21 protein-coding genes and 1 pseudogene are annotated in these 26,415 nt (G+C 59.8%); 11 read left to right on the forward strand and 11 right to left on the reverse strand.

The window, feature by feature from the left end; genetic code table 11:
• The 3 genes from cyoC to cyoA are packed head-to-tail and all read right to left on the reverse strand — an operon-like array spanning window position 1 to window position 3,509.
• Entirely contained in the window at window positions 1–621 is a 621-nt protein-coding gene (gene cyoC / locus AB4Y42_RS40270; protein WP_368697398.1) for a cytochrome o ubiquinol oxidase subunit III, read from the reverse strand.
• Window positions 599–2,596 carry a cytochrome o ubiquinol oxidase subunit I gene (gene cyoB / locus AB4Y42_RS40275; RefSeq protein WP_368697415.1) on the reverse strand — a complete coding sequence of 666 codons (1,998 nt, stop codon included), beginning with the start codon at window positions 2,594–2,596 and terminating at the stop codon, window positions 599–601. The genes cyoC and cyoB overlap by 23 nt, the downstream gene beginning before the upstream one ends.
• A 7-nt stretch (window positions 2,597–2,603) precedes the next feature.
• Window positions 2,604–3,509 carry a ubiquinol oxidase subunit II gene (cyoA, locus tag AB4Y42_RS40280; RefSeq protein WP_368697399.1) on the reverse strand — a complete coding sequence of 302 codons (906 nt, stop codon included), beginning with the start codon at window positions 3,507–3,509 and terminating at the stop codon, window positions 2,604–2,606.
• A gap of 553 nt (window positions 3,510–4,062) precedes the next feature.
• On the opposite strand from cyoA, the gene AB4Y42_RS40285 reads away from it, so the two are divergent.
• Window positions 4,063–4,551 (forward strand): hypothetical protein, encoded by a 489-nt coding sequence (locus AB4Y42_RS40285; protein ID WP_368697400.1) that lies wholly within the window; start codon window positions 4,063–4,065, stop codon window positions 4,549–4,551.
• 249 nt (window positions 4,552–4,800) lie between these two features.
• Here the strand turns inward: AB4Y42_RS40285 and AB4Y42_RS40290 are convergent, their stop codons facing one another.
• Genes AB4Y42_RS40290 through AB4Y42_RS40300 form a run of 3 tightly spaced genes read right to left on the reverse strand, consistent with a single transcriptional unit; the run spans window position 4,801 to window position 8,853 of the window.
• The gene (locus tag AB4Y42_RS40290) at window positions 4,801–5,490 is read right to left on the reverse strand and encodes a response regulator transcription factor (RefSeq protein WP_368697401.1); all 690 of its coding nucleotides are present in this window, start codon (window positions 5,488–5,490) and stop codon (window positions 4,801–4,803) included.
• Between the two features lie 31 nt (window positions 5,491–5,521).
• Window positions 5,522–5,893 (reverse strand): response regulator, encoded by a 372-nt coding sequence (locus AB4Y42_RS40295; RefSeq protein WP_368697402.1) that lies wholly within the window; start codon window positions 5,891–5,893, stop codon window positions 5,522–5,524.
• On the reverse strand, window positions 5,893–8,853 hold the full coding sequence (locus AB4Y42_RS40300; protein WP_368697403.1) for a PAS domain S-box protein: 2,961 nt from the start codon (window positions 8,851–8,853) through the stop codon (window positions 5,893–5,895). The genes AB4Y42_RS40295 and AB4Y42_RS40300 overlap by 1 nt, the downstream gene beginning before the upstream one ends.
• A gap of 508 nt (window positions 8,854–9,361) precedes the next feature.
• On the opposite strand from AB4Y42_RS40300, the gene AB4Y42_RS40305 reads away from it, so the two are divergent.
• The gene (locus AB4Y42_RS40305; RefSeq protein ID WP_368697404.1) at window positions 9,362–11,143 is read left to right on the forward strand and encodes a winged helix-turn-helix domain-containing tetratricopeptide repeat protein; all 1,782 of its coding nucleotides are present in this window, start codon (window positions 9,362–9,364) and stop codon (window positions 11,141–11,143) included.
• A gap of 831 nt (window positions 11,144–11,974) precedes the next feature.
• On the opposite strand, the pseudogene AB4Y42_RS40310 reads toward AB4Y42_RS40305, so the two are convergent.
• The 5 genes and pseudogenes from AB4Y42_RS40310 to AB4Y42_RS40330 form a co-directional block, all read right to left on the reverse strand.
• Window positions 11,975–12,234, reverse strand: a pseudogene (locus AB4Y42_RS40310) (DUF3331 domain-containing protein); the annotation flags it as partial.
• 32 nt (window positions 12,235–12,266) lie between these two features.
• Window positions 12,267–12,863, reverse strand: a complete 597-nt coding sequence (locus tag AB4Y42_RS40315) for a plasmid pRiA4b ORF-3 family protein (protein ID WP_368697416.1) — start codon at window positions 12,861–12,863, stop codon at window positions 12,267–12,269.
• Between the two features lie 11 nt (window positions 12,864–12,874).
• On the reverse strand, window positions 12,875–14,419 hold the full coding sequence (locus AB4Y42_RS40320) for an IS66 family transposase (protein ID WP_368697405.1): 1,545 nt from the start codon (window positions 14,417–14,419) through the stop codon (window positions 12,875–12,877).
• A 51-nt stretch (window positions 14,420–14,470) separates the two neighbouring features.
• Window positions 14,471–14,818 carry an IS66 family insertion sequence element accessory protein TnpB gene (tnpB, locus tag AB4Y42_RS40325; protein ID WP_237431564.1) on the reverse strand — a complete coding sequence of 116 codons (348 nt, stop codon included), beginning with the start codon at window positions 14,816–14,818 and terminating at the stop codon, window positions 14,471–14,473.
• A complete protein-coding gene (locus AB4Y42_RS40330; RefSeq protein ID WP_368697406.1) occupies window positions 14,815–15,249 on the reverse strand; it encodes a transposase in 435 nt (144 codons plus the stop codon). The genes tnpB and AB4Y42_RS40330 overlap by 4 nt, the downstream gene beginning before the upstream one ends.
• A 936-nt stretch (window positions 15,250–16,185) precedes the next feature.
• On the opposite strand from AB4Y42_RS40330, the gene AB4Y42_RS40335 reads away from it, so the two are divergent.
• The 9 genes from AB4Y42_RS40335 (at window position 16,186) to AB4Y42_RS40375 (ending at window position 26,292) form a co-directional block, all read left to right on the forward strand.
• Complete coding sequence (locus tag AB4Y42_RS40335; protein WP_368697417.1) at window positions 16,186–16,944, forward strand: gluconate 2-dehydrogenase subunit 3 family protein; 759 nt, start codon at window positions 16,186–16,188, stop codon at window positions 16,942–16,944.
• The gene (locus AB4Y42_RS40340; RefSeq protein WP_368697407.1) at window positions 16,945–18,720 is read left to right on the forward strand and encodes a GMC family oxidoreductase; all 1,776 of its coding nucleotides are present in this window, start codon (window positions 16,945–16,947) and stop codon (window positions 18,718–18,720) included. It abuts the gene before it with no gap.
• Window positions 18,721–18,854: 134 nt separating this feature from the next.
• On the forward strand, window positions 18,855–20,147 hold the full coding sequence (locus tag AB4Y42_RS40345; protein ID WP_368697418.1) for a c-type cytochrome: 1,293 nt from the start codon (window positions 18,855–18,857) through the stop codon (window positions 20,145–20,147).
• A 124-nt stretch (window positions 20,148–20,271) separates the two neighbouring features.
• Window positions 20,272–21,465, forward strand: coding sequence for a porin (locus AB4Y42_RS40350; RefSeq protein ID WP_368697419.1), 1,194 nt, complete (start codon window positions 20,272–20,274; stop codon window positions 21,463–21,465).
• A 599-nt stretch (window positions 21,466–22,064) separates the two neighbouring features.
• Window positions 22,065–22,679, forward strand: coding sequence for a TetR family transcriptional regulator C-terminal domain-containing protein (locus AB4Y42_RS40355; RefSeq protein ID WP_368697408.1), 615 nt, complete (start codon window positions 22,065–22,067; stop codon window positions 22,677–22,679).
• Window positions 22,680–22,958: 279 nt separating this feature from the next.
• Window positions 22,959–23,894, forward strand: coding sequence for an alpha/beta hydrolase (locus AB4Y42_RS40360; protein WP_368697409.1), 936 nt, complete (start codon window positions 22,959–22,961; stop codon window positions 23,892–23,894).
• A 10-nt stretch (window positions 23,895–23,904) separates the two neighbouring features.
• On the forward strand, window positions 23,905–24,771 hold the full coding sequence (locus AB4Y42_RS40365) for an MBL fold metallo-hydrolase (RefSeq protein ID WP_368697410.1): 867 nt from the start codon (window positions 23,905–23,907) through the stop codon (window positions 24,769–24,771).
• A gap of 170 nt (window positions 24,772–24,941) precedes the next feature.
• Entirely contained in the window at window positions 24,942–25,424 is a 483-nt protein-coding gene (locus AB4Y42_RS40370) for a hypothetical protein (protein WP_368697411.1), read from the forward strand.
• 226 nt (window positions 25,425–25,650) lie between these two features.
• On the forward strand, window positions 25,651–26,292 hold the full coding sequence (locus tag AB4Y42_RS40375; RefSeq protein ID WP_368697412.1) for an alpha/beta fold hydrolase: 642 nt from the start codon (window positions 25,651–25,653) through the stop codon (window positions 26,290–26,292).
• Window positions 26,293–26,415 lie beyond the last annotated feature (123 nt).

Raw genomic sequence — 26,415 nt, forward strand, 5'->3', positions numbered from 1 at the left:
TCAAAACGCTCCGATCAAATAGACAATCGTAAACACGCAGATCCAGACCAGATCCAGAAAGTGCCAGAAGAGGCTCAGGCACGACAGCCGTGTCACGTTGGTGGTTGTCAGTCCTTTTGTCGCCACCTGATGGAGGACCACCGCCATCCAGAGCACGCCGGACGTGACGTGCAGTCCGTGCGTGCCGACGAGCGCGAAGAAGCCAGAAAGGAACCCGCTGCGCTGCGGTCCGAAGCCGAGCGAAGTCAGGTGACGGAACTCGTGTATTTCCATGCCGATGAAGACGGCGCCCAGAATTAAGGTCAGACTCAGCCACCGGAGCACGGCGCCCTGATCGCGCCGGTGCACGGCGAGCATCGCGTAGCCGCAGGTGATGCTGGAAAGCAGCAGCACGAACGTCTCTGCGAGCACATATGGCAGCTCGAAGATGTCCTTCGGGCCGGGTCCGCCTGCAAACGCGCCGCTCAATACCGCGTACGACGCGAAAAGCGAACCGAACAGAATGCAGTCGGACATCAGATAGATCCACAACCCCAGCACCTTGCGCGAGCCCGCGTCGTGGCCATCATGTGCGTCCGCATCCGCGGTCGTGGTTGTTTCAGTCAGCGATTGCGTAGACATGTTTCAGATCTCGTGTCATGGGAGCGACGCGCGCTTGCTCGATCCGCTCGACTTCATCGGCCGGAACGTAGTAGTCCGTATCGTCGTTGTAAGAGCGGACGATCACCAACGCGATCGTGGTAACGAAACTTGCACCCGCGAGCCACCAGATGTGCCAGATCAGCGCGAAGCACAGCAAAAGGATGAATACGCTCTGGATGAACGGCATACCGGTGCTGCGCGGCATATGAATCGGCCCATATTTCCCCGGACCCAGCGGCAGCCCTCGCTTTTTCGCCTCGTAGAATGCATCCACGGCATCCACTCGCGGTACCTGGGCGAAGTTGTAGAACGGCGGCGGCGACGACGTCGACCACTCCAGCGTGCGCGCATTCCATGGGTCGCCGGTGGCGTCGACGTTCTGCTTGCGATCGCGGATGCTGACGAGAATCTGCGCGACGAGGAAGCCAATTCCGGCAAGGATGAAGACCGCACCCACCCATGCGACCTGGAGATACGGCGTCCACGCCGGGTTATCGTAGTGATTGAGGCGCCGGGTCATGCCCATGAAGCCAAGCATGTAAAGCGGCATGAACGCGAGATAGAAGCCTATGACCCAGCACCAGAACGAATACTTGCCTAGACGTTCATTGAGCTTGAAGCCGAAGGCCTTTGGGAACCAGTAGTTCAAACCGGCGAAATAGCCGAACAACCCACCTGCGATGACCGTGTTGTGGAAGTGGGCGACGAGGAACAGACTGTTGTGAAGCAGGAAGTCGGCCCCCGGAATCGCGAGCAGCACGCCAGTCATGCCGCCGATCGTAAACGTCACGAGGAACGCCAGCGCCCAGAGGATGGGTGTCGAGAACTCGACGCGCCCTCGGTACATCGTAAACAGCCATGTGAAGATCTTCACTCCGGTCGGAACGGCGATGATCATCGTCATAATGCCGAAGAAGCTGTTGACGTTCGCGCCCGAACCCATCGTGAAGAAGTGGTGCAGCCAGACGACGAACGACAGGATGCCGATTGCCAGCGTCGCGCCCACCATCGACTTGTAGCCGAACAGCTTCTTGCGCGCGAACGTCGACGTGACCTCTGAGAAAATCCCGAACGACGGCAGAACGAGGATGTACACCTCAGGATGCCCCCACGCCCATATGAGGTTGACGTACATCGTCGGATTGCCGCCGAGCTCGTTCGTATAGAAATGGAACCCCAGGTAGCGATCAAGCGCGAGCGCGGCCAACGCAACGGTCAGGATCGGGAACGCGGCGATGATGATCACGCAGGTGACGAACACCGTCCACGTGAAGATTGGCATCTTCATCAGAGTCATCCCCGGCGCGCGCATCCGGAGAATGGTCACGAAGAGGTTCACGCCTGTCAACAGCGTTCCCAGGCCCGATGCCTGTAGCGCCCATATGTAGTAGTCCACCCCCACCCCCGGACTGAACTTTATGTCCGACAACGGCGGATAGGCGACCCAGCCCGTCTGCGCGAATTCGCCGACGCCGAGCGACAGCATGACCAGCACAACCCCTACGACGAACAGCCAGAAGCTGAAGGCGTTCAGGTAGGGATACGCCATGTCGCGAGCCCCGATCTGAAGCGGCACGGCGATGTTCATCAGGCCCACGACGAAAGGCGTCGCCGCGAAGAAGATCATGATCACGCCGTGCGCCGTGAAGATCTGGTCATAGTGATGCGGCGGCAGGTAGCCCGAGTGCCCGGGTCCGGCGAGCGCAAGCTGCGTGCGCATCATGATGGCGTCGGCAAAGCCGCGGATCAGCATCACGATTGCCACAAAGATGTACATGATGCCAATGCGCTTGTGGTCGACCGTAGTAATCCAGTCGTTCCAGAGCACAGCCCATTTTTTGAACCATGTAATCGCGGCCAGAACCGCCACGGCGCCGACCACAATGCCCGCGAGGGTGACCGCGATGATCGGCTCGTGCAGTGGCACGGCCGCCCATGTCAATTTGCCGAACATGAATGGGTTACTCCTCTCTTTTCGACGAAGCGCTGACGTTAAGAGCTGTGTGTGCCGCGGCGTCCGCTCCCGGAGCAACGAACTGGTCGATCACAGCCCTGAAAAGGCCTGGCTGGACCCGCGAGAATTGCACGATGGCGGTTCCCTGGCTGGGTTTTGCCACTTTCTGGAACGTGTTGAAGTCGAGCCGGTTAGGTGAGGTCTGGACTTGCTTCACCCAGCGCCGGAAGTCTTCCTCGCTGGTGGCGCTCGCAATGAATTTCATGTCGGAGAAGCCGGGTCCGTTGAAATTGCCCGACATGCCACGAAACTTCCCCTCCTCGTTTGCCATGAGGTGCAACTGGGTTCGCATGCCCGCCATCGCGTAGATCTGGCCGCCAAGTTGGGGAATGAAGAACGTCCCCATCGTCGAGTTCGAGGTGATGCTGAACGCCACCTGGCGATGTGCGGGGAATACCAGCTGATTGATTGTGGCAATGCCGAGGTCTGGATAGATGAAGATCCACTTCCAGTCGGTGGCGATGACTTCGACGTTGATGGGCTGGCCTGGCACGTCGAGCGGCCGGTACGGGTCCAATTCGTGTGTCGACTTCCACACGATGGTCGCTAGTGTGACGATGATCAGTATCGGGATACCCCAGACCACGACTTCGACCCGCGTGGAATGCTCCCACTCTGGCATGTACGTGGCTTTGTGGTTCGCCGCCCGGTACTGCCATGCAAATACAAAGGTCAGCACGATCGCCGGCAAGACCACGATGAGCATCAACCCGGTACAGAGAATGATGAGGTCACGCTCCTGAAGCCCGACACTGCCCTTCGAGTTGATCAAGACCCAGTCGCAGCCACCGAGGCTTGACAAGCCTACGATTAGTATAACGAAACGAAAAAAATTCCGGCAGATCTCTCTCATACAAGAACCTTGCTCTATTGCCGCTCAGTAAGCGACGTGGAAAGTGGCGAAGGAAGACTACGCAGTCCGGAGAGGAACATCAGTTGATAGCGCCTTCGATGTGCCTGCCCGGCCTACCGAATCATCGAGCCGCGTTGCCGCAGTGATTACCTGGCAAGTCGTCCTGAAGTCGCCTTCCAGAGAGATGTTAAGCGCAAGGCGGCGTGCGACTCAAATGCACAATGGTGTAGGGACGTCGCCGCATCGGCACGAGTAAGTAACGTTCCCCCTCATCCAAAGTGTCATTGCGGCCGGATTGGGCATGCCATAAATTCGTTCGCAGGCCGACACTCAGCACGCAGATTTCCCCCACGTCCACACATGGCGGCGTCTCTGCAGGAGGCCATTTCCCGTAGATGCCCGTGGTATGCATATGCACTGTTCTGTGTCGCTAGCGCCATGGCGATAGCGTTCCGCTCTTTAACAGCATTGCTTGCTTCATCCATCGAACGTAGTTTGTCTCCATGGCGGGAGCGCGCTATGGACATTTATCCCGCCAAGAGGAGGATTTCAAGTGGATTCCGAGAAAGCAGCCATCATGAACGACTCGATAGACTATAAGGACGCTCTATCCAAACGTGTTCAAAAGAATCCCGTTGGGTTCGCGCAAAAATGTGACGTGCTGTACAACGCGTTTGTCATTGCTGTATGCAGCTGGGCGATAGTCGAGTTGCCTTTGGAGCTCGGTGGCTCGATCGATCCGACCGGGCTGCTCGCCTTGGTGACGTCGAAAATACTGCTCGGCCTCATCGGTACTGCCGCCATCGCCAACCTGCGCTTTGCCCGTCAGGTCTTCACGTTCATCTGTGGAATGGGGGTGCTCGCCATAGCACCGGCGTTACCCCTTGAGTACACGCACAGCGTTGCCGTAGCAGTCTTCTCGACGGTTGAATGCATTGGCAAAGCAGCGTGCGTTGCATCGTTCACCATTGCGTCGTCGGCAGGAGGCAGTGTTGGCGCCCATCTGAGCGTAAGAAAGCGAACGACCGACGACCAAACATGAGCTTGCGGGCTGCATTGGATCGGCCGAGGCAGCGTGCCAGGCGGCCAGCGTCGACACTTGCAGGCCAGACGCATGCCCCATACGTGCAATCGGTCGCAGGAACGCTACGCGCCATTCGTGCCCGACTCTCCCGGAGCGATGCTCGAACTCGTCGCTAGTCTACAGGGAGAAACGGGAACCGGAGCGCACGCAACCTCCAGGTGCATGGTCAGGTCGCTCGCGTAGTCTTCCAGCGGTATGCAGACCGCTTTACGCGACGTGTCGCAGCGCGGCCTTTGACGCGCCGTCGGGATAGAGTCTTCGCGCCATGCTTATCAGTTCGGCCAGCGAGCGGGCGTTCATCTTTCGCATGACCTGCCTGCGGTGCATCTTTACGGTGATTTCTACGATGCCCATCTCGGCCGCCACCTGTTTGTTGAGAAGCCCGGTCACGACCAATGCCATGACCTCGCGCTCGCGCCCACTGAGTGAGGCGTGACGATCCCTGATCGACTGCAGCTCGGCTTCATCGCTCAATGCCACGCGGCTGCGCTCGATGGCGTACCGGATGGCATCGAGCAGGACCTGGTCGTCAAACGGCTTGGTGAAAAATTCAACCGCGCCGGCTTTCATGGCCTGCACTGTCATCGGCACATCGCCGAAGGCGGTGATGAAGATGATCGGCGTGTCGGTCCGCTCGGCGGCAATGAGATTCTGAAGGTCGAGGCCGCTGAGATCGGGAAGCATGACGTCCAGCACCAAACAGCTCGGCGCCTTAACGCGAGGGCGTTTGAGAAAGTCCTGTGCGCAGGTGTACGTCTCTGCTCTGAGACCGGCAAATTGGACCATAGCTTCGAGCGCCTCACGCACCGAGACATCGTCGTCGACGACGAAAACGATCGGTGTGGCTTGCGCCGGCGAAAATTCCGATTCACGTTCAATTACAAGGGCTGGTGTCATTGAGAACTCCATTCGTAGGCACCTGGATGAATCATTTGACGTGGAGCGCGGCCCGGATCGCCCCGAGTAGAGCAGTGTCGCTGAATGGTTTAAAGAGACATTCAACGGCACCCTGTTCCAACACGCGTGGGCGGAGGGCTTCATCTCCATGCGCTGTAATGAAGACGATTGGAACCGTTTGCCGGCGCCGCACCAGTTCGCGCTGCAGGTCCCGGCCAGACATGCCGGGCATGCACATGTCGAGGATCAGGCAGTGCACCTCGCCCACACATCTGGAGGCCAGGAACGCCTCGGGCGAAGCAAAAGCCTGCGCCGCAAAGCCGAACTCACGCAACAGGTCAGGCAGCGATTCGCGCACCGACTCGTCGTCGTCGACCACCGCGATAAGCGAGCGTTCGGCCATCACAGGTCGCTCACGAACTGCTCTGCGTCCGGGCGCACCGGCAGGCTCTTATTGACAGAGCGGTCCGCGGGCGCCTCGAATTCGGCTCGAGACGGTAGCGAGAATGAAAACGTCGCACCAAAGCGCTCATTCGAACTGGCCCACAAGCGGCCACCGTGGCTCTCGATGATGCGTCGGCATACGGACAGCCCAATGCCCATCCCTTCCCTCTTGGTCGTAAAGAACGCGTCGAATAGCCTGCCCACATTCCGCGGGTCGATGCCCACGCCGGAATCAGTGACAGTGAATCGCACGTGGTCGCCATCCTCGCGCTCTATCTTGACCAGCATCTGCCGTGGGCGATCATCGATGCCATTCATCGCCTCGACGGCGTTGAGAAGCAGGTTCAGCACCACCTGCTGGAGCTGGACTCTGTCGCCTGTGGCCGGCGGCAGGTTTTCGGCAGTTTCCAGTCGTAGCACGATCCGTTTGTTGCGGATCTCTGCGTGCAGTAGCTCGATGACGTCGTTCGCGGCTTCGACCAGATCGACGGCATCCTTCGTCACCGCTTTCTTGCTGAACATTGCGCGCAGACGCGTCATCATCTCCGACGCGCGGTGTCCATCCCGGATCGTGCGCTTCACGGTCCCGAGCGCACCCTCAATATTGGGCGGCTGGGCGCTCAGCATGCGCAAGCCAGTGCTGGCGTTGGTCATGATGCCGGCCAGCGGCTGATTGATCTCGTGCGCAATCGAGGCGGTCAGCGCACCCAGGCTGTTGACCCGACTTGCGTGAGCTAATTCGACGCGCAGACCGCTGAGCGCTTCTTCAGACTCCCTGCGTTCGGTGACATCATGTACTGCGCCGATGTAGTCCAGCCAGCCCTGCGGGCTACGCGTCGCGTGAGCCTGTATGCGCACATACCTGACCGAGCCGTCGGACAGGAGCAGGCGGTGCTCGAACTCCAGGTGTTGGCCATCTTGCGCTCGCTCGATCATTTCGTGTAGTAGATGAAGGTCGCCAGGGTGGACTCGCTCGGCGATCGTATCCAGCGTGACTCTCACCCCCGGCTCGAAGCCGAAGATGCGATAAAGCTGTTCCGACCAGGTGAATGAACCAGTCTCTGGGCGCCAGCTAAAGCTTCCGCTCAAGGTGAGCTGCTCGACTTTGGCCATCAGCGCCGCGCTCTTGCGCAATTGCTCCTCCGCCCGCCTGCGTACCGTGATGTCACGTGTGACGCCCAGTTGCACGATCGCGCCGTCGCAATCGTGCATCGGCGCGGCATGGGTTTCGAGGTGCCGTCGCTCGTAGTGTGGCGAGATGAAGTCGAACTCCAGGACGCCGTCCCGTCCCGAGCAAATGTTTCTGTTGAACTCGACATACCGCGCGCGATGTTCAGGAGCCACGAAATCGAAGTAACACGCTCCGATCACACCTTCCGCACCCACCGATCTCAATGCGCGGCGTGCAGCCGAGTTGGCGCACAATACCGTCCCGTCGTTTGCGAGGACCGTCACGCAGTCCGGCGTCGTGTCCACGATCGCACGGAAGCGCTCCTCGCTTCGCTTCAGTGCGAGTTCGCCCTGTGCCCGCTCGATCGCAATACTCGCAAGGTGTGTAAGCCGTCCTGTTAGATCGGATTGAAACGGAGAGGGGGTTCCAGGCTCCGACCGGAATAACATAAATGTTCCCAGCACTTCGTTTGTACGTGACAGGATCGGCGTCGCCCAGCACGCGCGCAGACCATGTGCGAGACTCAGATCGCGCCATGCCGTGGGCCAGCGTGAATCAGCCGCGATATCTGATACGACGATCTGCTCGCTGAGCGACGCTGCTAATCCGCAGGGTCCCAAGTCCAGGTGGACGCGGCCGCCACTCGAAGGATAGGTGTAGGTCAAAGCGAGGCCTGCCGCATTCACCTGCTGGAATGTCATGTCGCCGGGTTCGATCAGCGCAATACTGCAGAAGCAGTCGCTCACGATCTGCTCGACCAGCCGGCATAAGTCATCAAGAACCGTGGGCAAGGGCTGGCCCATGGCGATCATTTCGAGCAGGCGCTTCTCGCCCGCAAGCAGCGCCTCGGCTCGCTTCCGGTCGTCGATGTCCGTCTGCAGGAAGTACCAGAGAGCGATTCGCCCCTCCTTGTCCCGCAACGGAAAGCCTTGTACGCGAAACCATCGATAGACGCCGTCGGCGCGACGATGACGGGACTCAAAATCGTAAGGCTCGCCGGTTCTGATTGACGCATAAAATCGGGCAACAGTCGCTCGTCGGTCATCCGGGTGGGTAAAGTCTCTGCTAGTCCACTGCTTCAGTTCTTCGAGCGTCGCCCCCGAATATTCGAGCGTATGGCGGTTGACTTGAAGCACGTCCCCGTCCGGCGTAAAAAGAATGACGCGCGTAGGCAGCCCGTCCACGATCAGTTGAAAGCGCTCCTCGTGTGCCCGGATGGACGCCTCGGCCTGCTTACGGTCCTCGATATCCGTGTTGATCCCGCACCACTTCACGACGTTGCCGGCATCGTCAATAACCGGGCTGACACGGCATAGAAACCACCGATAGATGCCATCGAAGCGACGCATTCGCGCTTCCGCCTCGCCCCGCACGCCGGAAGCAACGACGACTTGCCAGGCTTCAAGCAGCGCAGACCTGTCCTCGGGATGGAACGCCGACTGCCAGCCCTCGTCACACGCGTGCTCGACGGAAAGCCCGGTATATTCGCACCATGGGCGATTGACGAATTCAATGCGGCCGTCCGGCAGTGCGGTCCATACCTGGCCCGGGAGCGCATCCACAGTACGACTGAGCTCATTTTCCATCGCGGTTCTTCTCTTCAGGCGCGCTACCAGCGCGAACTTTTCCGATTTGCGCCCGTGTTGGTGCGCGATGCGTCTGGGTGTCATCGACTGCCCGTAGCCAAAGCGGGTGAGAGCCACCCCGGCACCCCGGATTTCGGCGAGCGAAATGCCGGCCTGGCTCATCTCGGTCGGCACTAACAGCCGGAGCGGCGTTCGGCGAACTCGCGTCGCGCTTCTGCCCGTTCCGGGAGGAGGTCCGCACGTCGAAGGCTCGCGAGAAATTAAATATTTCCTTCAAAATAAATCATTCCGATGGGACCATTGTTAGTCTGGATGTGCCCGAAAGTCGTGAGGAGACGGTGATGTCGAGGTAAAATTATGGTGAGGACGGCATTCGGCGATTGGAGCCCGAGGTGGCGTACCTCGAATCCGATACGCTTCGATCTCGCTGTCGATCCTGCACTTGAGGTCCTTGTCGACGACGATCCTCTCGTGCGGGGCGACGCGGATCGCATCTTCGAACGCGTTCGACATCGCGTATTCTTCTCACTAGCGTTTGATGATTTCGATGTAGCCTTGACGACAGCCGTCGCGACTCGCTGTACAGCGCCTCGACGTAGTGCGATGCTCGTACGGACGTTATTCAGCAAAGCTATAATTCTGATAACCGACCGGCTGGTGGAGAGACCCGATGGACGACCTCCGAGTGGGGAACTGGGTGGTCACCCCCAGCCTCAACAGCATCTCTTCCATGGGCCGGACCGTTCGCGTCGAGCCGAAAGTAATGGAAGTGCTGGTGTGTTTGTCCCAGCACCCGGGAGACACGGTTTCCAAAGAGCAGCTCTTTCAAGCCGTGTGGCCCAAGACCGTGGTGACCGAGGATGTATTGAAGCGCTGCATCGCTGAGTTGCGCCGCGCCTTTGTCGACGATGCCCGCGATCCGCGCGTCATCGAGACAATCTCGAAGCGAGGCTATCGACTGCTTGCACCGGTAACTGCAGGCAGCGCCACGCCTGCGCCCACCGAGAGTGTGGTAAGCGATTCCATCGTGGTCCTGCCGTTCGTCAACATGAGCGCAGATCCGGAGCAAGAATACTTTGCCGACGGGATCACTGAAGAAATCATCGACGCGCTCGCCCAGATCCAGGAGCTTCACGTCGTGGCACGAAGCTCCGCCTTCTCGTTCAAGGGCAAGCACATCGACTTGCGCATTGTTGGCGAGCAACTGAACGTACGCACCGTTCTCGAGGGAAGTGTGCGCAGAGCGGATAATCGCCTGCGTATCACGGCACAGCTCGTGTCTGCAGTGGACGGATATCATCTCTGGTCGGAGCGCTATGACCGTGAGATGAAGGATGTGTTCGCAATTCAGGAAGAGATTGCCCAAGCGATCGTGCAGCGGTTGAAGATCACGTTCCCGTGGAATACGAGGAACCTGACTAACCCCGGAACCCCAAATCTCGAGGCCTACGAGTCCTACCTGAAGGGTCACGCTCTGCTCTACAAGAGGGGTCCCGCTATTTCACGTGCCCTCGCCTGTTGCCAGCGGTCAGTGGATCTCGATCCAGGCTATGCATTGGCGTGGGCCGATCTTGCCGATTGCTACTCGATGCTTTGCTTCTACGGGTTTGCGGCTCCTCAGACTTTCATGCCAAAGGCCATAGAGGCCGCTCGACACGCGGTGGCATTAGATCCATCGCTCGCCGATGCACACTGCACCCTGGCGCTCGCCTACCTGCTCTGGGCCTGGAACACAGCGGAGGCCGAGCGTGAGTTTCTTTGCGCGCTACAATTGAATCCGAAGTACGTCTCGGCACTCGGCTGGTACGGAAGTGCTTATCTCCAGTTCTCGGAAGGGCGGCTGGCGGAGGGAATGGAGCAAGCGAAGTTAGCGCTGGCAGCGGACCCCCTATCAGCCTACGCACACGCCTTATACGCACTGACGTGTATTGTCGCGGGCAAAACCAGGGAAGGCGTGGAGGTCAGCCGGCGCGCCGTCCATCTCGATCCCGAGAGCTTCCTTGCTAACTGGGTGCTGCAAATGGCACTGCTGTCGAACGGCCAGTTCGAAGCGTCTATCGCGGCGGGGGAATCGGCATTGGCCATGTCAGGGCGGCACCCTTGGTCCATGGCTTGGCTTGCCGTGGCCCTCGCAAGCTGGGGCAAAGCCACTGAGGCCGAAGCGGTTTTCGCTGAAATGCAGGCCCGATCCCGTCGTGAATATGTTACGCCGACGGCGCTCGCTATCGCGGCTTGCGCGGTGGCGAGGGAGGATGAGGCCATTCGCTACGCCCGCGAAGCCTGCGAAATCCGCGACACTAATCTGTTTTACTTTTCCAGATATTTTCCTTTGTCATACCGGTTGTATCGTTACCCCCAATTCTGCGAAATCATTGCACAGATGGGGCGCAGTGATTGGTTGCGCGATCACCCGCCGCTAACGGTTACGCAGGAGCCACGTGCGCAGGAATGAATCGCGCTCGGTTGCTGATGCTGAGTCACTGAGGCGTCGTGGTTTACCGGAAATCGCAGTTTGTTGACTCACTCCGCCTCATGAACTTCAGTCATTTCCGCGAAACACTTCGTACAACAGATGACTGTAATATTCGAGCAATAGTTCACGCGCTTCTGGGCGTCCTCTTTCAACTCGCCGCATTCATCGCAGCGAGTCAAGGCACGGACCTGCAACGGTCGTGAGCGCCACCGTTCGAGTGCGTTCATGTCAGCAGCCTTCGCGTTGATCTCGGGTGCCGGCAGCGATGATGTTCATCGCCATCTTCCGTAGTTCTGTCGACGTCGGATCTTCTCGGCGTAGGTCAAGCAAATCCCTTGCGCACATGCTCATCATGGTCCTCTCGTTAGATATGAGGCTATGGTCAACAGTCCGGTCTTGCCGGATCACGTCAGTATGGCGAGCGGGCGTTTGTGGTTCCGCTTCTACAGCCTCACCATCCCGACGCGTCCATACCATTTCCTTCAAAAAAATGGTTACGACGGGAGCATTATTGGTGTGGATGTGCTCGAAAGTCGTGAGAAGACAGTAATGTCGAAGTGAAATTTTGGTGAGGACGTTACTATCTTCTGATGGAATCTTTCGCGAGCTTTTGGCGTGTATATCTCTTCCGGGAACTTCTCGAAGCGCGGAGCGCGCTCGCGTGTGCCAACTCGCCGAACGCCGACCATGCCGTTGGTGGCAGCCGAAGCGCTCTATGCTCGTGGCCGAAATCCGAGATGCATCGGCTGCTTCGTACGTGGGTCGGCCGCTGGCAACCGACCAAATCAGAGCGCCAATATATCCTTCTCGCTAGGGCCGGAGAGTCAGTCGCCGGAACTCGCGCGTCCACTGGTATTCTCGGGACGCCCATTCGAATATTCCAAACGCCTCCACAGATATCATCGCGGATGCGTTCGCCGAGCAGGGCATTCGGCGGGACTAAACGCGGCATCACCTCGGCGGATTGCACGTTGCGATACTACGCACACACCGCGAGCCCTCGCGAAACGACGAAGCCAGCGCTGCTCGCCATAATGGCATCGTCCTGGCTCCGCTCACCGGATGATCAGAGGTAAGCGTCAATCGGAGGCCGTCTTGACGATCAGAACTTGACCTCTGAGAGTAGTTGATTTGCGAGCACGAGATCGAAGGCGGCGGGATCGAAGCTGCCGCCACACCACTCGAGGAAGTGGTCGTGCTCCTCGTGCGTCGGATCAGTGATCGCTTCGAGGAAGTCGGCATATCCTGGCACCCCACCGACGTCTTCCGGTGGACACGCATTCTGCCCGTCCAGGCACAGTGGCCGGCGCATGTCTGGATCAGGCACCAGAGCCTTCTCGACCTTGATCCGATGCTGCCAGTTGTCACCGTAGTCGTAGATGTAGGTGAATGACTTCAGCCCGCCCAGTGCCTTCGCCAGCGTGACCCGTGCTTCATTGAACATTGGCGGATCGCTCTGGAATCCGAAGTCATCAGGTTCACCATAGTTGGTTTCGCCGAAGACGAACTCGTGCAAGTGCCCGCCTTCCCAGCCCATGGCCAGTTGCAGCACGACATGCAGCTTGCCCAGCCTGATCGAGCCGGGAGCGATGATTCGTCGCCAGATTGCCGGCTTGATGTACTTCAGTTCAACGCGCAGCACGTAATCGGGCACTGGCGCCTTGACGAGGCGCACGGCAGGTTTGCGGGATTGGACCATCGGATTGATTGTCAGGCGGCTTGCCGCTCGATGTGTGCAGCCGGCATCAGGCGCCACGGCAGCAACTCGTCGATGCGGTTGATGGGATGATCGGCGATGCGCTCAAACACCGTGCGCAGATAGGCAAACGGCTCGATGCCGTTCAGGCGCGCCGTACCGATGAGGCTATAGATCACCGCCGCGCTTTGGCCACCGCCGTCGGAGCCTGCGAACAGATAATTGCGCCTGCCGAGAACGAGCGGCCTGATTGCGCGCTCCGCCGTATTGTTGTCCACCTCGACGCGCCCGTCTTCGCAATAGCGTGTGAGTGCATGCCAGTGCCCCAGCGAGTATCTGATCGCCTTCGCCAGCCCCGACTTCGCTGATACCTGTGACAGCGTGTGTTCGAACCAGGCCTTCAGCTCAGTGAGCAACGGTGCCGAGCGTTGCTGACGCGCAGACAGGCGCACCTCCGGCGTTTCCCCGCGAACCTCGCGCTCAACAGCATACAGCGCCCCGATGCGGCGCAATGCTTCTTCGGCAATCGGTGAGCTATCCAGCTTGTAAAGGTCGTAGAACTTGCGCCGCGCATGCGCCCAGCATCCGGCCTCGATGACCGTGCCGTCACGATACAGCGCGTCATACCCGCTGAAGGCATCTGCCTGCAGGATTCCCGTGTAGCCCGCCAGATGTTCCCGAGGTCGCTCACCTTTGCGGTCGGGTGAGTACCGGTACCAGACTGCTGGTGGCGCGCGGCTCCCTGCCGGGCGGTCATCCCGCACATAGGTCCACAGGCGCGCCGTGCGTGTCTTGCCACGCCCCGGCTCCAGCACCGGCACGGGCGTGTCGTCGGTATGGATCTTGTCTGCGGCGCGCACGTAACCACCGAGTGCGTCGGACAGGGGGCGCAGCAGCGCAGCCGCTTCACGCACCCACGAAGCCAGTGTTGCCCGGTCCAGTTCGATGCCCGCGCGGCGATAGATGCCGGCCTGCCGGTATAGCGGCATATGGTCAGCGTACTTCGCGACGACGACCTGCGCGAGCAGCCCCGCACCCGCCATCCCGCGTGCTATCGGTCGCGAAGGTGCCGGCTCCTGCACCACTGCAGCACAGCGCGGGCAGCTCAACTTCGGACGTACGTGACGCAGCACCTTGAAGTAACCGGGCACATAGTCGAGCATCTCCGATACGTCCTCGCCCAGCGCACGCATCTGTTTGCCGCATTCCGGGCATCCGCAGTTCGTCGGCGCATGAACAACCGTATCGCGAGGTAAATGGGCAGGGAAGTGCCGCGGCTTGCGGCGCAGTGGAACAAGGTTCGTTGTGGCCGACGTATCCGCAGTCGCGTCGACATAAGGCACCTTCGCCGGTGCGGCCATATCCGGTTCAGGAACGGGCAGCTCACCGAGCGCGAGTTGCAGCTGGTCCATCAGTTCGGTCATGCGCTCCGATGAACGGCCATACTGCCACCGCTTCAGTCGCGAGATCTCGGCCAACAACTGCGCGATGGTCTCATCGCGCGAGGCAACGATGCGCTTGAGAGCGGCGATGTCATCGGGCAGATGGCTGGCTGGCATGCATGCCAGTGTAAATGAAGCCCACGCGCTTGTGGGTTCCTGCACCCGGCGTTACGCCGCGTGCGTCGGCTGCCACGTGCGCTCCGGATGCCGCCAGTCAATCCCCTCGAGCAGCATCGACAGTTGGGCAGCAGATAGATGGACCGTTCCTGAATCTGCCTGCGGCCACACGAAGCGTCCGCGCTCAAGTCGTTTCGCGTACAGGTTCATGCCGTCGCCGCTCCACCATAAAATCTTGATAAGGTCACCGCGACGCCCACGAAACAGGAAGATGTGCCCCGAGAAGGGATCACGTCCGAGTGCTGACTGCACCAGTGCGGCAAGTCCATCCATGCCACGGCGCATATCGGTAACGCCCGCTGCCAGCCAGACACGGGTACCGGTCGGTGGGGCAATCATGCCGGCATCAGGCAGCGCAGCACGAGGCGCAACTGCACTGGGTCGACCCTACCCGTGACGCGCACACGGGCACCGTTCAGTTCAATCTCGATGCCCGACGCTGCAGGTACGCTCTCTCGATGTGGCTCGACAGGTTGTAGCGCCAGCGATACCGGCTCTGCCATCTCGCCTGTCGGTGCATCAGGCAGTGCTACCGGCAGCAACACCGCTGTGCCGTGCGCGGCTCCGTCATACAGACCCGCCCGTAGTTGCCGGCGCCACTTGAACACCATATTGGGATTCAATCCATGCGCCTGCGCGAGCTTGGCCACCGAAATACCCGGCTCGCACGCCGCGACGGCAACTTGCCGTCGGTACTCCGGTGTGTAGTTCGGTCGGCCCTTGCGGTTCGATGGTCGCGAATTCCGTGTGTCCAAAGTAGTCCCCACCACTTGAAGTAACGGACATCACTTTGGACACCGGCTTCAGCTCTGTCCATGCGGCCACGAAATGACGCTTACGATCAGAGTGTCTTCAGTGTTCAAGAACTTCGATCTGGACACGCACGAAATCTGCTGCAGAGTACTCTCTCGTCATCGTTAACTACTCCTGGAATCGAGCCGATTTCAATCATTCGCGTACCCACATGTTCGGAACACTTCATTCCAACTCAACTTAGAACGGCGAATCATGTGTACGATGCCGTCAGTTAACAGCGGAACATGACAGCACTCTAGGCTGCAATCGGTGTAGCGGTCCACTGCACAATGGCTTACCTACATCTATGTGTCGATGGGAAGTAGCGCCGTGTCATATGTAACCCAAAGTGCATTTGCGTCTACGCGTGGCTTACCCTAGATTGGCTTTTAGGCGGAAGGCTTGTTGTGGATTTCAGGAAGCGGCCGAGGTGGCCAACCCTTGAGACTAATGATCTTTAAAGCCATTGACGCGGCGGCGTAGAGTGTCTCCCCGCTTAGTGGCTTGGGTCTCGTCGGCCAGCTTGTCATGCACACACCTCTGAGTTTCGTGGGCAACTTGGTGCCGTAAGGGGTAACGTCTCCGTTACTTCTGGACATTGCGGATTGGGTTCGAGGTCGTACTCATCGGCGCAGCGCTTATTGCTACCACGCAGCTGGGCAGCGATGTAAATTAGGATGCCGAACGTATCTTTATCTGGCTCAAAAGGACGAGTCCCGTGGCATACGGCACCCGATCCAGTACCCATGCATCGTTGGTAGCGCTAATCGGTACGCTTACTGGCCGCGATCTAACCCTCGTTGGTACCGCGTCCTGATTGCCGGAGCAATCAATGGTTTGCTTCACCAATTGGTGATCTCCAGTCCCCGCTTGCCGCCTCAGTCTAAGCCGGCCGCGCAGTCTTGATACGGATTTCAACTATGTCAGACTCTCCTCTCACGTCACGCCGCGGCTTCCTGCGCACGGCAGCGGTGCTCGTACCCGCCAGTGCGCTGGCGGGCTGCGAGGGCGGCAAGCAGCCGTCAAGCGAAACCACCGCGGCCGGCAGCGCCGCCTCTGCGCCCAACGCCAGGCCAGAAGCCGCGCAGGCCGTCGCCTACAAGCCGCGCTTCTTCGACGCGCGCGAGTGGGCCTTTGTCGAAGCCGCCACCGACCGTCTGATTCCCGCCGATTCCGAAGGCCCCGGCGCGCTGGAAGCCGGCGTGCCCGAATTCATCGACCGGCAGATGGACACGCCCTACGCGCACGGCGCGCTCTGGTACATGCAGGGGCCGTTCCAGCGAGGCGTGCCCGAACTCGGCTACCAGCTGAAGCTCGTGCCGCGCGACATTTACCGGCTCGGCATCAAGGCCGTGAACGCGTACTGCGCGAAGGCCTATGGCAAGGACTTCGACGCGCTCGACGCCAGCACGCGCGACAGCGTGCTGGCCGCGCTCGAAGCGGGCAAGGTCGAACTGGACGGCGTGCCGGCCTCCGTGTTCTTCGGCCAGTTGCTGCAGAACACGCGCGAAGGCTACTTCTGCGACCCGATCCACGGCGGCAACCGCAACATGGCCGCGTGGAAGATGATCGGCTTCCCCGGCGCACGCGCCGACTTCATGGATTTCGTGAACCAGAACGGCAAGCCCTATCCGTACGGCCCGGTCTCGATCAACGGGGAGCGCACGTAAATGGCGATCAAGAAACCTCATGTCGATGCCGTCGTGATCGGCTTCGGCTGGACCGGCGCGATCCTCTCGAAGGAACTGACGGAAGCCGGCCTGAACGTGGTGGCGCTCGAGCGCGGCGAGTATCGCGACACCTACCCGGACGGCGCGTACCCCAACACCATCGACGAGCTCACGTACAACATCCGCAAGAAGCTCTTTCTCGATCTTTCGAAGACCACTGTCTCGATCCGCCACGGCGTGAACGACACGGCCCTGCCCTACCGCCAGCTCGCCGCGTTTCTGCCCGGTGAAGGCGTAGGCGGCGCGGGCCTGCACTGGTCGGGCGTGCATTTCCGCATCACGCCCGAAGAGCTGCGCCTGAAGAGCCACTACGAAGAGCGTTACGGCAAGAAGTTCATCCCCGCAGGCATGACGATCCAGGACTACGGCGTCACCTACGACGAACTGGAGCCGCACTTCGACTTCGCGGAGAAGGTGTTCGGCACCTCGGGCCAGGCGTACAAGGTGAAGGGCAACGTGGTCGGCGACGGCAATGTGTTCGAAGCCGCGCGCAGCGACAATTTCCCGTTGCCCGCGCAACTGAATACCTATTCTGCGCAGCGCTTCTTCGATGCGTCGAAGTCTCTCGGCCTGCATCCCTACCGCCTGCCTTCGGCGAACACGTCGGGGCCGTACACGAACCCCTACGGCGTGCAGATGGGCCCGTGCAACTTCTGCGGCTTTTGCAGCGGTTACGCGTGCTACATGTACTCGAAAGCTTCGCCGAACCTCAACATCCTGCCCGCGCTCAAGCAGGAAAAGCACTTCGAACTGCGCTCGAAATGCCACGTGCTGCGCGTCGAACTCGACGACACCAAAAAGCGCGCCACGGGCGTGACGTATATCGATCCGGCGGGCCAGGAAGTATTCCAGCCTGCCGACCTCGTGATCGTCTCGGCGTTCCAGTATCACAACGTGCACCTGCTGCTGCTCTCGGGCATCGGCAAGCCCTATGACCCGGTGTCGGGCGAAGGCGTGGTGGGCCGCAACTTCGCGTACCAGAACCTCTCGACCATCACGGCGTTCTTCGACAAGGACACGTGGACGAATCCGTTCATCGGCGCGGGCGGCAACGGCGTGGCCGTGGACGACTTCAACGCCGACAACTTCGACCACGGGCCGCTCGGGTTCGTGGGCGGCTCGCCGCTCTGGGTGAACCAGGCGGGGGTGAAGCCGATCAGCGGCATCGCCACGCCCGCGGGCACGCCGAACTGGGGCGCCGGGTGGAAGAAGGCCGTGAAGGACCACTACGCGCACACCATTTCGATGGACGCGCACGGCTCCAACATGTCGTACCGCGACGTGTACCTCGACCTCGATCCGACCTATCGCGATTCGTACGGCCAGCCGCTCCTGCGCATGACCTTCGACTGGAAGGACAACGACATCAAGATGGCGCAGTACGTGACCGGCCAGATGCAGAAGATCGCCGAGGCGATGGGCCCGAAGGCCATCAACGTCTACACGCGCGAGTTCGGCGCGCACTTCGACTCGCGCCGCTACCAGACCACTCACCTCGTGGGCGGGGCCGTGATGGGCACCGATCCGAACACCAGCGTCATCAACCGCTATCTGCAGAGCTGGGATGTGCCCAACGTGTTCGTGATGGGCGCCTCCGCGTTCCCGCAGGGGATCGGCTACAACCCGACCGGCCTCGTCGCCGCCCTCGCCTACTGGAGCGCGAAAGCCATTCGCAACCAGTATCTGAAGAACCCCGGTCCCCTGGTGAGCGTGTGAGAACCCCCGTGACGATCATGAAGAAAAGCCTGGTCCCCATGCGATTCGTTCGTAAAAGCGCACGCGGCGCACTGCGCCGCCTGAACTCCGTTTCGAAGGCGGCGATCACGCTCGCCGCCTGTGCTGTGTTATCCATGGCGTTTGGGCTGCTCACGGCCCGTGCCGCCAACGCCGCTGCCAAGCCCGCAGACCCCGCGCTCGTCGCGCACGGCGAATACCTCGCTCGCGCCGGCGACTGCATTGCCTGCCACACCACACAGGGCGGCAAGCCCTTCGCGGGCGGCCTGAAGTTCGATACGCCCATTGGCGCGATCTACTCCACGAACATTACGCCCGACGCCGGGAGCGGCATCGGCAAGTGGAGCTACGACGACTTCGCCAGGGCGGTGCGCCAGGGCGTGCGGCCGAACGGCGACACGCTTTACCCCGCGATGCCCTACCCCTCATACGCACGCCTCTCCGACGACGACATGAAGGCGCTCTACGCGTACTTCATGCATGGCGTCGGGCCCGTGCAGGCGCAGAACCGCGCGGTGGACATTCCCTGGCCGCTCTCGATGCGCTGGCCGCTCGGCGCCTGGCGCGTGCTGTTCGCGCCGAAGGTGCAGGCGTTCGACGGATCGCATTACAACGATGCGATCGTCGCGCGTGGCGCGTATCTCGTGCAGGGCCTCGGCCACTGCGGCGCGTGCCACACACCGCGCGCACGCACCATGCAGGAACTCGCGCTCACCGACCTCGAAGGCGACGACTTCCTCGCGGGCGGCGCCCCGATCGACGGCTGGGTCCCCTCCAGTCTGCGCGGCAACCCGCGCACGGGCCTCGGCAACTGGAGCGAGGACGACATCGTGCAGTTCCTCAAGTCGGGCCGCAATCTGCACACGGCTGCTTTCGGCGGCATGACCGACGTGGTCCAGCACAGCATGCAGCACATGAACGACCCGGACCTGCTCGCCATCGCGCGCTACCTCAAGACGCTGCCCTCCAGCGACCCGAAGGAAACCGCGTACGCCTACGATCCCGCCGCCGCGCACAAGCTGCAAAACGGCGACGCGAGCGCACGCGGCGCAGCGGTCTATCGCGACAACTGCATGGCCTGCCACCGCAGCGACGGACGCGGCTACACGCGCGTATTCCCGGCGCTCGGCGGCAACCCGGTCGTGCAGGGCAAGGACCCCACTTCGCTGATTCACGTGCTGCTCGCAGGCAGCGCCCTCGAAGGCACGAAATCCTCGCCCTCCTCGTTTACGATGCCGCCGTTCGGCTGGCGTCTGTCCGATCAGGACGTCGCCGATGTGGCCACCTTCGTGCGCGTCAACTGGGGCAACACCGCCGCGCCGGTCAGCGCCGATGACGTCGCGAAGATCCGCAAGATGGCCGCCGTCAACGCGTCCGGACTGCCGCCGGGCGCCTCGCTCAAGCACTAACGCTAACGCCGATGCGGTAACTCGCTGGCGCATTCAAACGCGTTTTCTTCCAGCGCCTGCCGCTGGCCGGCTCGACCGTTCCACCCATGCGACTGTCCATTGTTAATTGTCGAGATAGCACATGATGAACAAGCTTCTGGTTTCTGCACCAATTCTCTTGTCGCTAGCGGGAACAGCCGCGGCGCAAAGCAGCGTCGCGCTCTACGGCATCGTCGATGCAGGTATTACCTACCGCAGCAACGAACGCACCGGCAGCACCGGCGCGGACCAGGGCCATTCGAACGCCGCAGTGACGAGCGGCAACCTATCAGGCAGCCGCTGGGGGCTCAGGGGCAAGGAAGAACTCGGCAACGGGCTCGCCGCGATCTTCGTGCTCGAAGACGGTTTCGACATCACCAATGGCACCGAGGGCCAGGGCGGCCGCCTGTTTGGCCGTCAGGCGTTCGTGGGCCTCGCCGACGAGCAGTACGGGTCGCTCACGATGGGCCGCCAGTACACCTCGCTCGACGACTTCGTCGGGCCTGTTGCTCCGGTGAGCGCGATCGGCGGCTTCGGCGCGCATCCGGGTGATATCGACGATCTCGACCAGACCACACGCGTGAACAATTCGATCAAGTACACGAGCGCAAACTATGCGGGCTTCACGTTCGGCGCGCTGTACGGATTCGGCGGCCAGCCCGGCAGCCTCAAGAGCCAGAACACGTGGAGCGTAGGCGGCAGCTATGCGCACGGCCCTCTGCAAGTGGGCGTGGGCTACGAACGCTCGGATAACAGCAAGACCGGCCCCCAAGACTCGACATCCGGAAAGTGGCAAGGCACCTATGACGGCACGTTCAACTCGTCGATCAACGACGGCTTTGCGAGCGCGCAGTCACAGCAGGTGGCGGCAGCGGGCGCGACTTGGGACTTCGGTTCCGCCCTGGTCGGCGTGAACTACAGCAACGTGCAATATAAGGCCGGTGCGGACTCGCTCTATTCGGGCACTGCGACCTTCAATATTGCCGGCCTTTTCGGCATGTGGAAGGTGCAACCTCACATGCATCTGTTCGCAGGCTATAGCTACACGCGCGGCAGCCATGTTGATGGCATCGAAGACGAGGCGCAATACCACAACGTCTCACTGGGCGCGCTGTATGAGCTCTCGAAGCGCTCGACGGTGTATCTGCTGGCCGGCTACCAGCACGCTTCGGGCATGACGCTCGATGCACTCGGCAAACCAGTAGCGGCCACCGCCTCGGTCTCGGACAAGGGCAACGGCCACTCGGCGGCAACGCAGTCGCAGGCGATTGTGAGCTTTGGATTTCGTGAACGGTTCTAGGTGTTCGCATGTCCACCAGGGGTGCTGGATGGACAATGAGTGCGTTTGCGAAATCTCGCCGATTATCACGCGGCATGGCTCGCGCTTGTGCCCTTGTAGGTCTACCCCTCACCGGAACCCATCGCCGGGCGCTCGATGATGCGCTGACGTGGCCGCCCTGTTGCCTTGGGTGTTCGGCCAGCGGTGGTCACGAAGCGTCCAAAGGTAGCCAGTGGGAACGCACGAATCAGGGGCACGCAGTAACTCTACCCAGTACCCTAGCCGGCATCAGCGACGGAAGACGCTGATAAGTCATTGGCATCACTCCGGCGTCGAGCGAAGCTCCCTCCCGCTCACATTGGTAGTCGTACTGCGGCACCGGTACGTCGTCGCCCACGCCGGCCACCTCCCCCATCGTCCAGACAAGAGCCAGCATCACTGACGGAACGGTGCCGAAACCATAAAGACAAAAGAAGCCTTGACACAATAAGATGACCAGTCTAAATTTCGATACGGACCGGACGGGAAGCGTCTTGCAGTGCAGTGCTGATCAAGCCTTGCGTGAGACGTTGGGTTACGTCGCCGCTGCTGGTGCCGAGAAGACTTGATAGAACTGAGGGTTGGTAAAGTTGGCTAATATAGGTCCAAACAAGCGAGGGATAGAAACACGAGCGAAACTACTCGCCGCTGGCGCGGCGGAGTTTCACGCGCATGGTTTTAACGGCGTCGGAATTGACGTTATCACCAAGGCTGCCGGCGTACCCAAAGGTTCCTTCTATAATTTGTTTGAAAGCAAAGAGGCATTTGCTGTCGAAGCAATCGAGCATTATTTCGGCATTGCTGAAGGCAAGATGCTCAAGTTCTTCGACGACAACAGGACGTTCGCTCCGTTAGATCGGCTGCGTGGTTATTTTCGTGCGCTGATCGACCATTACGTAAAGCTTCACTTTCGCCGCGGCTGCATGTTGGGGAACCTCACACTGGAAGCCGCGGATCAGAGCGATTTCATACGCGAAATGCTAGCGGCAAATTTCAGGCAATGGAGTGCAACGCTCGCGCAAGCGATCAAGGAAGCGCAGACTAACGGCGACATCAAGAATCCGACGCCAGCTTCCGTACTCGCGGATTTTACGCTCAATAGCTGGGAAGGCGCGCTGGTACGCATGAAGGTCGAAAAGAGTGTGGCTCCGCTTGAGGAAATGACCGATGTCATATTCAAATCTGTTCTCGTTTGAAGTCAATTCAGCCTGACTAAACCTTTTGAGCTGACCAACCCCAGCAACCCCAGCCCTCAAGTAGAAGCAATACACGGACAGCCGCTGCGTTCGCTCATGCATAAGTCGACCGGTCTAATTAATTTGACTTTCGGCGATAGTTCGTCCGCGGAGACCGCACCCACCAAACAACGTTCAGGCGCATCACAACCATGCTGCATCCGCCATCAATACAAATCGGATTCGTTGTCCCCACGCGGGCGCAGTCGCATGAGCCCACTTTTCCCGAGGTTTCAGGTAATGACTTCAAAGATCGACGTTACTGTCCCCGCTGAAGGCGGAATCCAGCTTGCTGCCTGGCTGTATCTGCCAGACGGTGAAGGCCCTCACCCCGCCATTACGATGGCGCATGGTTATGGTGGCACGCGTTACCACGGCGTGGAAATCTTCGCCGAGTCGTTCGCGGCCGCAGGCTTCGTTGTCCTAGTCCATGAGCATCGTAGTTTTGGCGCGAGCGGCGGAGAGCCCCGTCAGGACATCAATCCGTGGCAGCAAATCGACGATTGGCGACGAATAATTACCTACCTCGAATCCCACCCGTCGGTCGACCCGCATCGAATTGGACTATGGGGAACCAGCTACGCTGGGGGACATGCGATTGTGCTCGGCGCGGTTGATCGGCGTCTGAAGGCCGTCGTCGCTCAGGTGCCGACGATCAGTGGATATGCACAGGGTTTGCGGAGGGTACCTGCGGACGCAGTGCCAGCGCTCGAGGAGATGCTGAACGAGGATGAACGCCAGCAACTGCGCGGAGAACCGCCCGCATACCAGGCACTCGCAAGCGCCGACCCGTCGATCCCTGCCGCATATCGTTCCCCGGATGCCATTGCGTTCAATATGCAACCCATGCCGAAAGGTGTCTGGGAAAACAAGGTCACCCTACGTTCCACGCGCTGGGCGAGGATGTACGAACCTGGTGCTTGGATATCGCGCGTAACACCAACGCCCCTTTTGCTCGTTGTGGCGTGGGAGGACAAAACGACTCCGACCGACTTAGCACTCGCCGCCTATGAGCGTGCACTAGAACCGAAAAAGCTCGTCATGGTGCCCGGTGGGCACTATGACCTATATCTCAGCGAGGCGCCGGCATCAATCAACGCGGCGACCGACTGGTTTAGAACACATCTTCTTTCACCAAGCGCGAAGACGTACACCCCTAAGCACGAAAAGGAATGAGGAGCGGCAGATGAACACGCCCAAAATCGATACAAAGCTTCAATGGGAACTGTTGGTCAAACGTCGAGCAAGCGCAACCCAGGGGGTTCCAACCGGCAAGGACGAACTCAAGTGGGTCGCCAATACTGTCACCCTGGTTTTTGGAGAACGCGATGCTGCTTTGATAGACACATTTTTGAGTGCTGAACAAACGCAAGAAATGATCGAATGGATCAAGGCACATGACCGGAACCTGGAAACGATCTATGTCACGCATGGTCACCCGGATCACTTCTTCGGTCTGCAGCAGCTCCGCGAGCATTTCCCGAAGGCTCGGGCAATTGCGCCACCCGCGGTAGTTAAAGCGATGTATGACGCCATCGAGAGTGAAGAGAAACATGGCACTTGGAGCAAGCGTTTCCCAGGCCAGGTTCCGCCAAAGTTGATCCCCGCAGAGGCCATCGACGGTGACACATTCCAGATCGAAGGCCACGAACTACGCATCGTGGACATTGGCCACACCGATACGGATAACACCACCGCGCTTTACGTTCCGTCGATCGGGCTTCTAATCTCAGGTGATGCGATCTACAACGAAACGCATCCCTATCTTGCCGAATCTAATGACGATGGCCGTCGAGCGTGGCTCTCAGCTATCGACAGAATTGAAGCATTGAATCCGACGGCTGTTGTCGCGGGGCACGGACCGCTGAATCCCGACAGCAGCCCGCGTCATATCAACGCGACGCGCCAGTACATCCTGGATTTCGAGCGCGTGCATCGCGAGACCGCAACGCCGCGCGAACTTTACGATCAAATGCTCGCAAAATACCCAGATCGAATCAATCCTGGCTCACTTTGGGCAGCTGCTCACGCGGCAAAGAACACCCCGAGATAAGCATTTCGGTTGCCCACAATAGCTGCTTGTTCCAGCACATCCGTCAGCTTTTAGTCTCAATCTTGCTCATCGGGAACGGAATGTTTTGCCAATGAGCATGACCGGAAGTGGCGCAGTCTTCGCGCGCCACACTCTTTTCTCAGTCAAACACAAATCACGGAGATATGACCTTGTCACATGAATCGAATCAACTCGAAGAGAACCAAGTACTGGCAGAAGTTTGGCGTTGGTTCTTTGATAGTTACCTGCCGCGCTGGGTTACGGCCGGAGAGCGAGGCGAAGACGCTTCATTCATTACAGACTACTGGGGCGCTCCACTCTGGGTCAGCATCGACGACATCCCGCCCGTGATTGCAACGACGAAGGCCGAGGTGGTGGAGATCCTCAGGCCAATTCATACGCGACTAAGGTCGGCCGGCTACAGCCATACTGCCGTTCCTGATCGGCGCGCAATCGCTTTCAACAGCAACAGCGCACAGATTAGTGTGATCTGGTCTCGTAGGCGCTCCGATGAGTCAGAAATCGAACGCTGCGCAGTTAACTTCAATCTGATGCGTCTTGAGGAAGGGTGGCGGATTGTGCACATCCAGCAGAAGACCACCACTGCGCCCGACCTCACCGCCATGTGGCTGACACATCAAAAGTTGGCCTAGCCTTTGGCGAATAACGTAAGAAGGGTCAATGGGTCGAAAAACCACCACAGTCAGCGTTATTAGCCACTATGCGCACTCCACCCTTATTGGCGCACGCCGATTACACAGCGTCGCGGTGATGAGGCATCGGTTTATATCGCCTTAAGTACGAGCGGGAATCGCCAACTTTCTGTAACGGCCGCACAGTTTCGCGAAACTGGCATCCCGCACTAGACGATAATATCTTATGAACCAGCTCGAACTTTCAAGCAGTACTACTCCGTCGGGTATCGAATATCTCTCGTGCAACACAAACGGCACACGTTTGCTTGTATTCATCCATGGCTGGCGCGACAGCGCTTCCGGCTGGCGATGGGTTATCGACGATCTTAATATTGACCCATCCTGGAAGCTCATCGCGGTACAACGGCGTGCCGTTGAGCAAAGAGGTACGGGCGCTGCTGCGCTCCTTGACGAATATGCTAGTCAAGTCATAGACGTCATTTCTGATGCATCTGGTCCGCGAAGCGAGATTGTCCTTGTGGGACAATCCATGGGGGCCGCTGTTGCCGAACTTGCTGCGGCGCGGCTCGCGGATCGACTCTCTGGGCTCCTATTGATTACTCCAGCGCCACTTGGTGGCACAAACGTAACGCCCGATGTGCGGCTTGCGTATGAAGCCTCCGCCCGGGACCTCTCTCGTGTCAATACTGGTCTCAGTCGCGTAATTCTGGCCGTCAACAGAAGCGCCGAAGCACAGCTTCGCATGATTCTCGCGACGCCTGATGAAACCGAGCACTCCACGCTCCAGACACTGTCATCATGGATCGATGGCCATCCGGCAGGACACCAACCATCATCGGTGGCCGTGCCGACACGTATTGTGTAAGCGGCTCAGCTGGGCCGTTCGTCCATTCGCGTGCGCGTAAGGCAATATGGTGACTGGAACTGCCAGTCAGGTAGAGGGATCTGGCGGACTGCCTGGTGTGTGCAGCTTGTCGGCCACACGCCA

The organism is Paraburkholderia sp. EG286B (assembly GCF_040965655.1).
Taxonomy (GTDB): domain Bacteria; phylum Pseudomonadota; class Gammaproteobacteria; order Burkholderiales; family Burkholderiaceae; genus Paraburkholderia.

Excerpts from the sequence above, each read along its gene's own strand:
- cyoC (WP_368697398.1), bottom strand. The coding sequence starts at position 621 with ATGTCTACGCAATCGCTGACTGAAACAACCACGACCGCGGATGCGGAC.
- cyoB (WP_368697415.1), bottom strand. The coding sequence starts at position 2,596 with ATGTTCGGCAAATTGACATGGGCGGCCGTGCCACTGCACGAGCCGATC.
- cyoA (WP_368697399.1), bottom strand. The coding sequence starts at position 3,509 with ATGAGAGAGATCTGCCGGAATTTTTTTCGTTTCGTTATACTAATCGTA.
- AB4Y42_RS40290 (WP_368697401.1), bottom strand. The coding sequence starts at position 5,490 with ATGACACCAGCCCTTGTAATTGAACGTGAATCGGAATTTTCGCCGGCG.
- AB4Y42_RS40295 (WP_368697402.1), bottom strand. The coding sequence starts at position 5,893 with ATGGCCGAACGCTCGCTTATCGCGGTGGTCGACGACGACGAGTCGGTG.
- AB4Y42_RS40300 (WP_368697403.1), bottom strand. The coding sequence starts at position 8,853 with ATGAGCCAGGCCGGCATTTCGCTCGCCGAAATCCGGGGTGCCGGGGTG.
- AB4Y42_RS40305 (WP_368697404.1), top strand. The coding sequence starts at position 9,362 with ATGGACGACCTCCGAGTGGGGAACTGGGTGGTCACCCCCAGCCTCAAC.
- AB4Y42_RS40315 (WP_368697416.1), bottom strand. The coding sequence starts at position 12,863 with ATGGTCCAATCCCGCAAACCTGCCGTGCGCCTCGTCAAGGCGCCAGTG.
- AB4Y42_RS40320 (WP_368697405.1), bottom strand. The coding sequence starts at position 14,419 with ATGCCAGCCAGCCATCTGCCCGATGACATCGCCGCTCTCAAGCGCATC.
- tnpB (WP_237431564.1), bottom strand. The coding sequence starts at position 14,818 with ATGATTGCCCCACCGACCGGTACCCGTGTCTGGCTGGCAGCGGGCGTT.
- AB4Y42_RS40340 (WP_368697407.1), top strand. The coding sequence starts at position 16,945 with ATGGCGATCAAGAAACCTCATGTCGATGCCGTCGTGATCGGCTTCGGC.
- AB4Y42_RS40345 (WP_368697418.1), top strand. The coding sequence starts at position 18,855 with ATGGCGTTTGGGCTGCTCACGGCCCGTGCCGCCAACGCCGCTGCCAAG.
- AB4Y42_RS40350 (WP_368697419.1), top strand. The coding sequence starts at position 20,272 with ATGAACAAGCTTCTGGTTTCTGCACCAATTCTCTTGTCGCTAGCGGGA.
- AB4Y42_RS40360 (WP_368697409.1), top strand. The coding sequence starts at position 22,959 with ATGACTTCAAAGATCGACGTTACTGTCCCCGCTGAAGGCGGAATCCAG.
- AB4Y42_RS40365 (WP_368697410.1), top strand. The coding sequence starts at position 23,905 with ATGAACACGCCCAAAATCGATACAAAGCTTCAATGGGAACTGTTGGTC.
- AB4Y42_RS40375 (WP_368697412.1), top strand. The coding sequence starts at position 25,651 with ATGAACCAGCTCGAACTTTCAAGCAGTACTACTCCGTCGGGTATCGAA.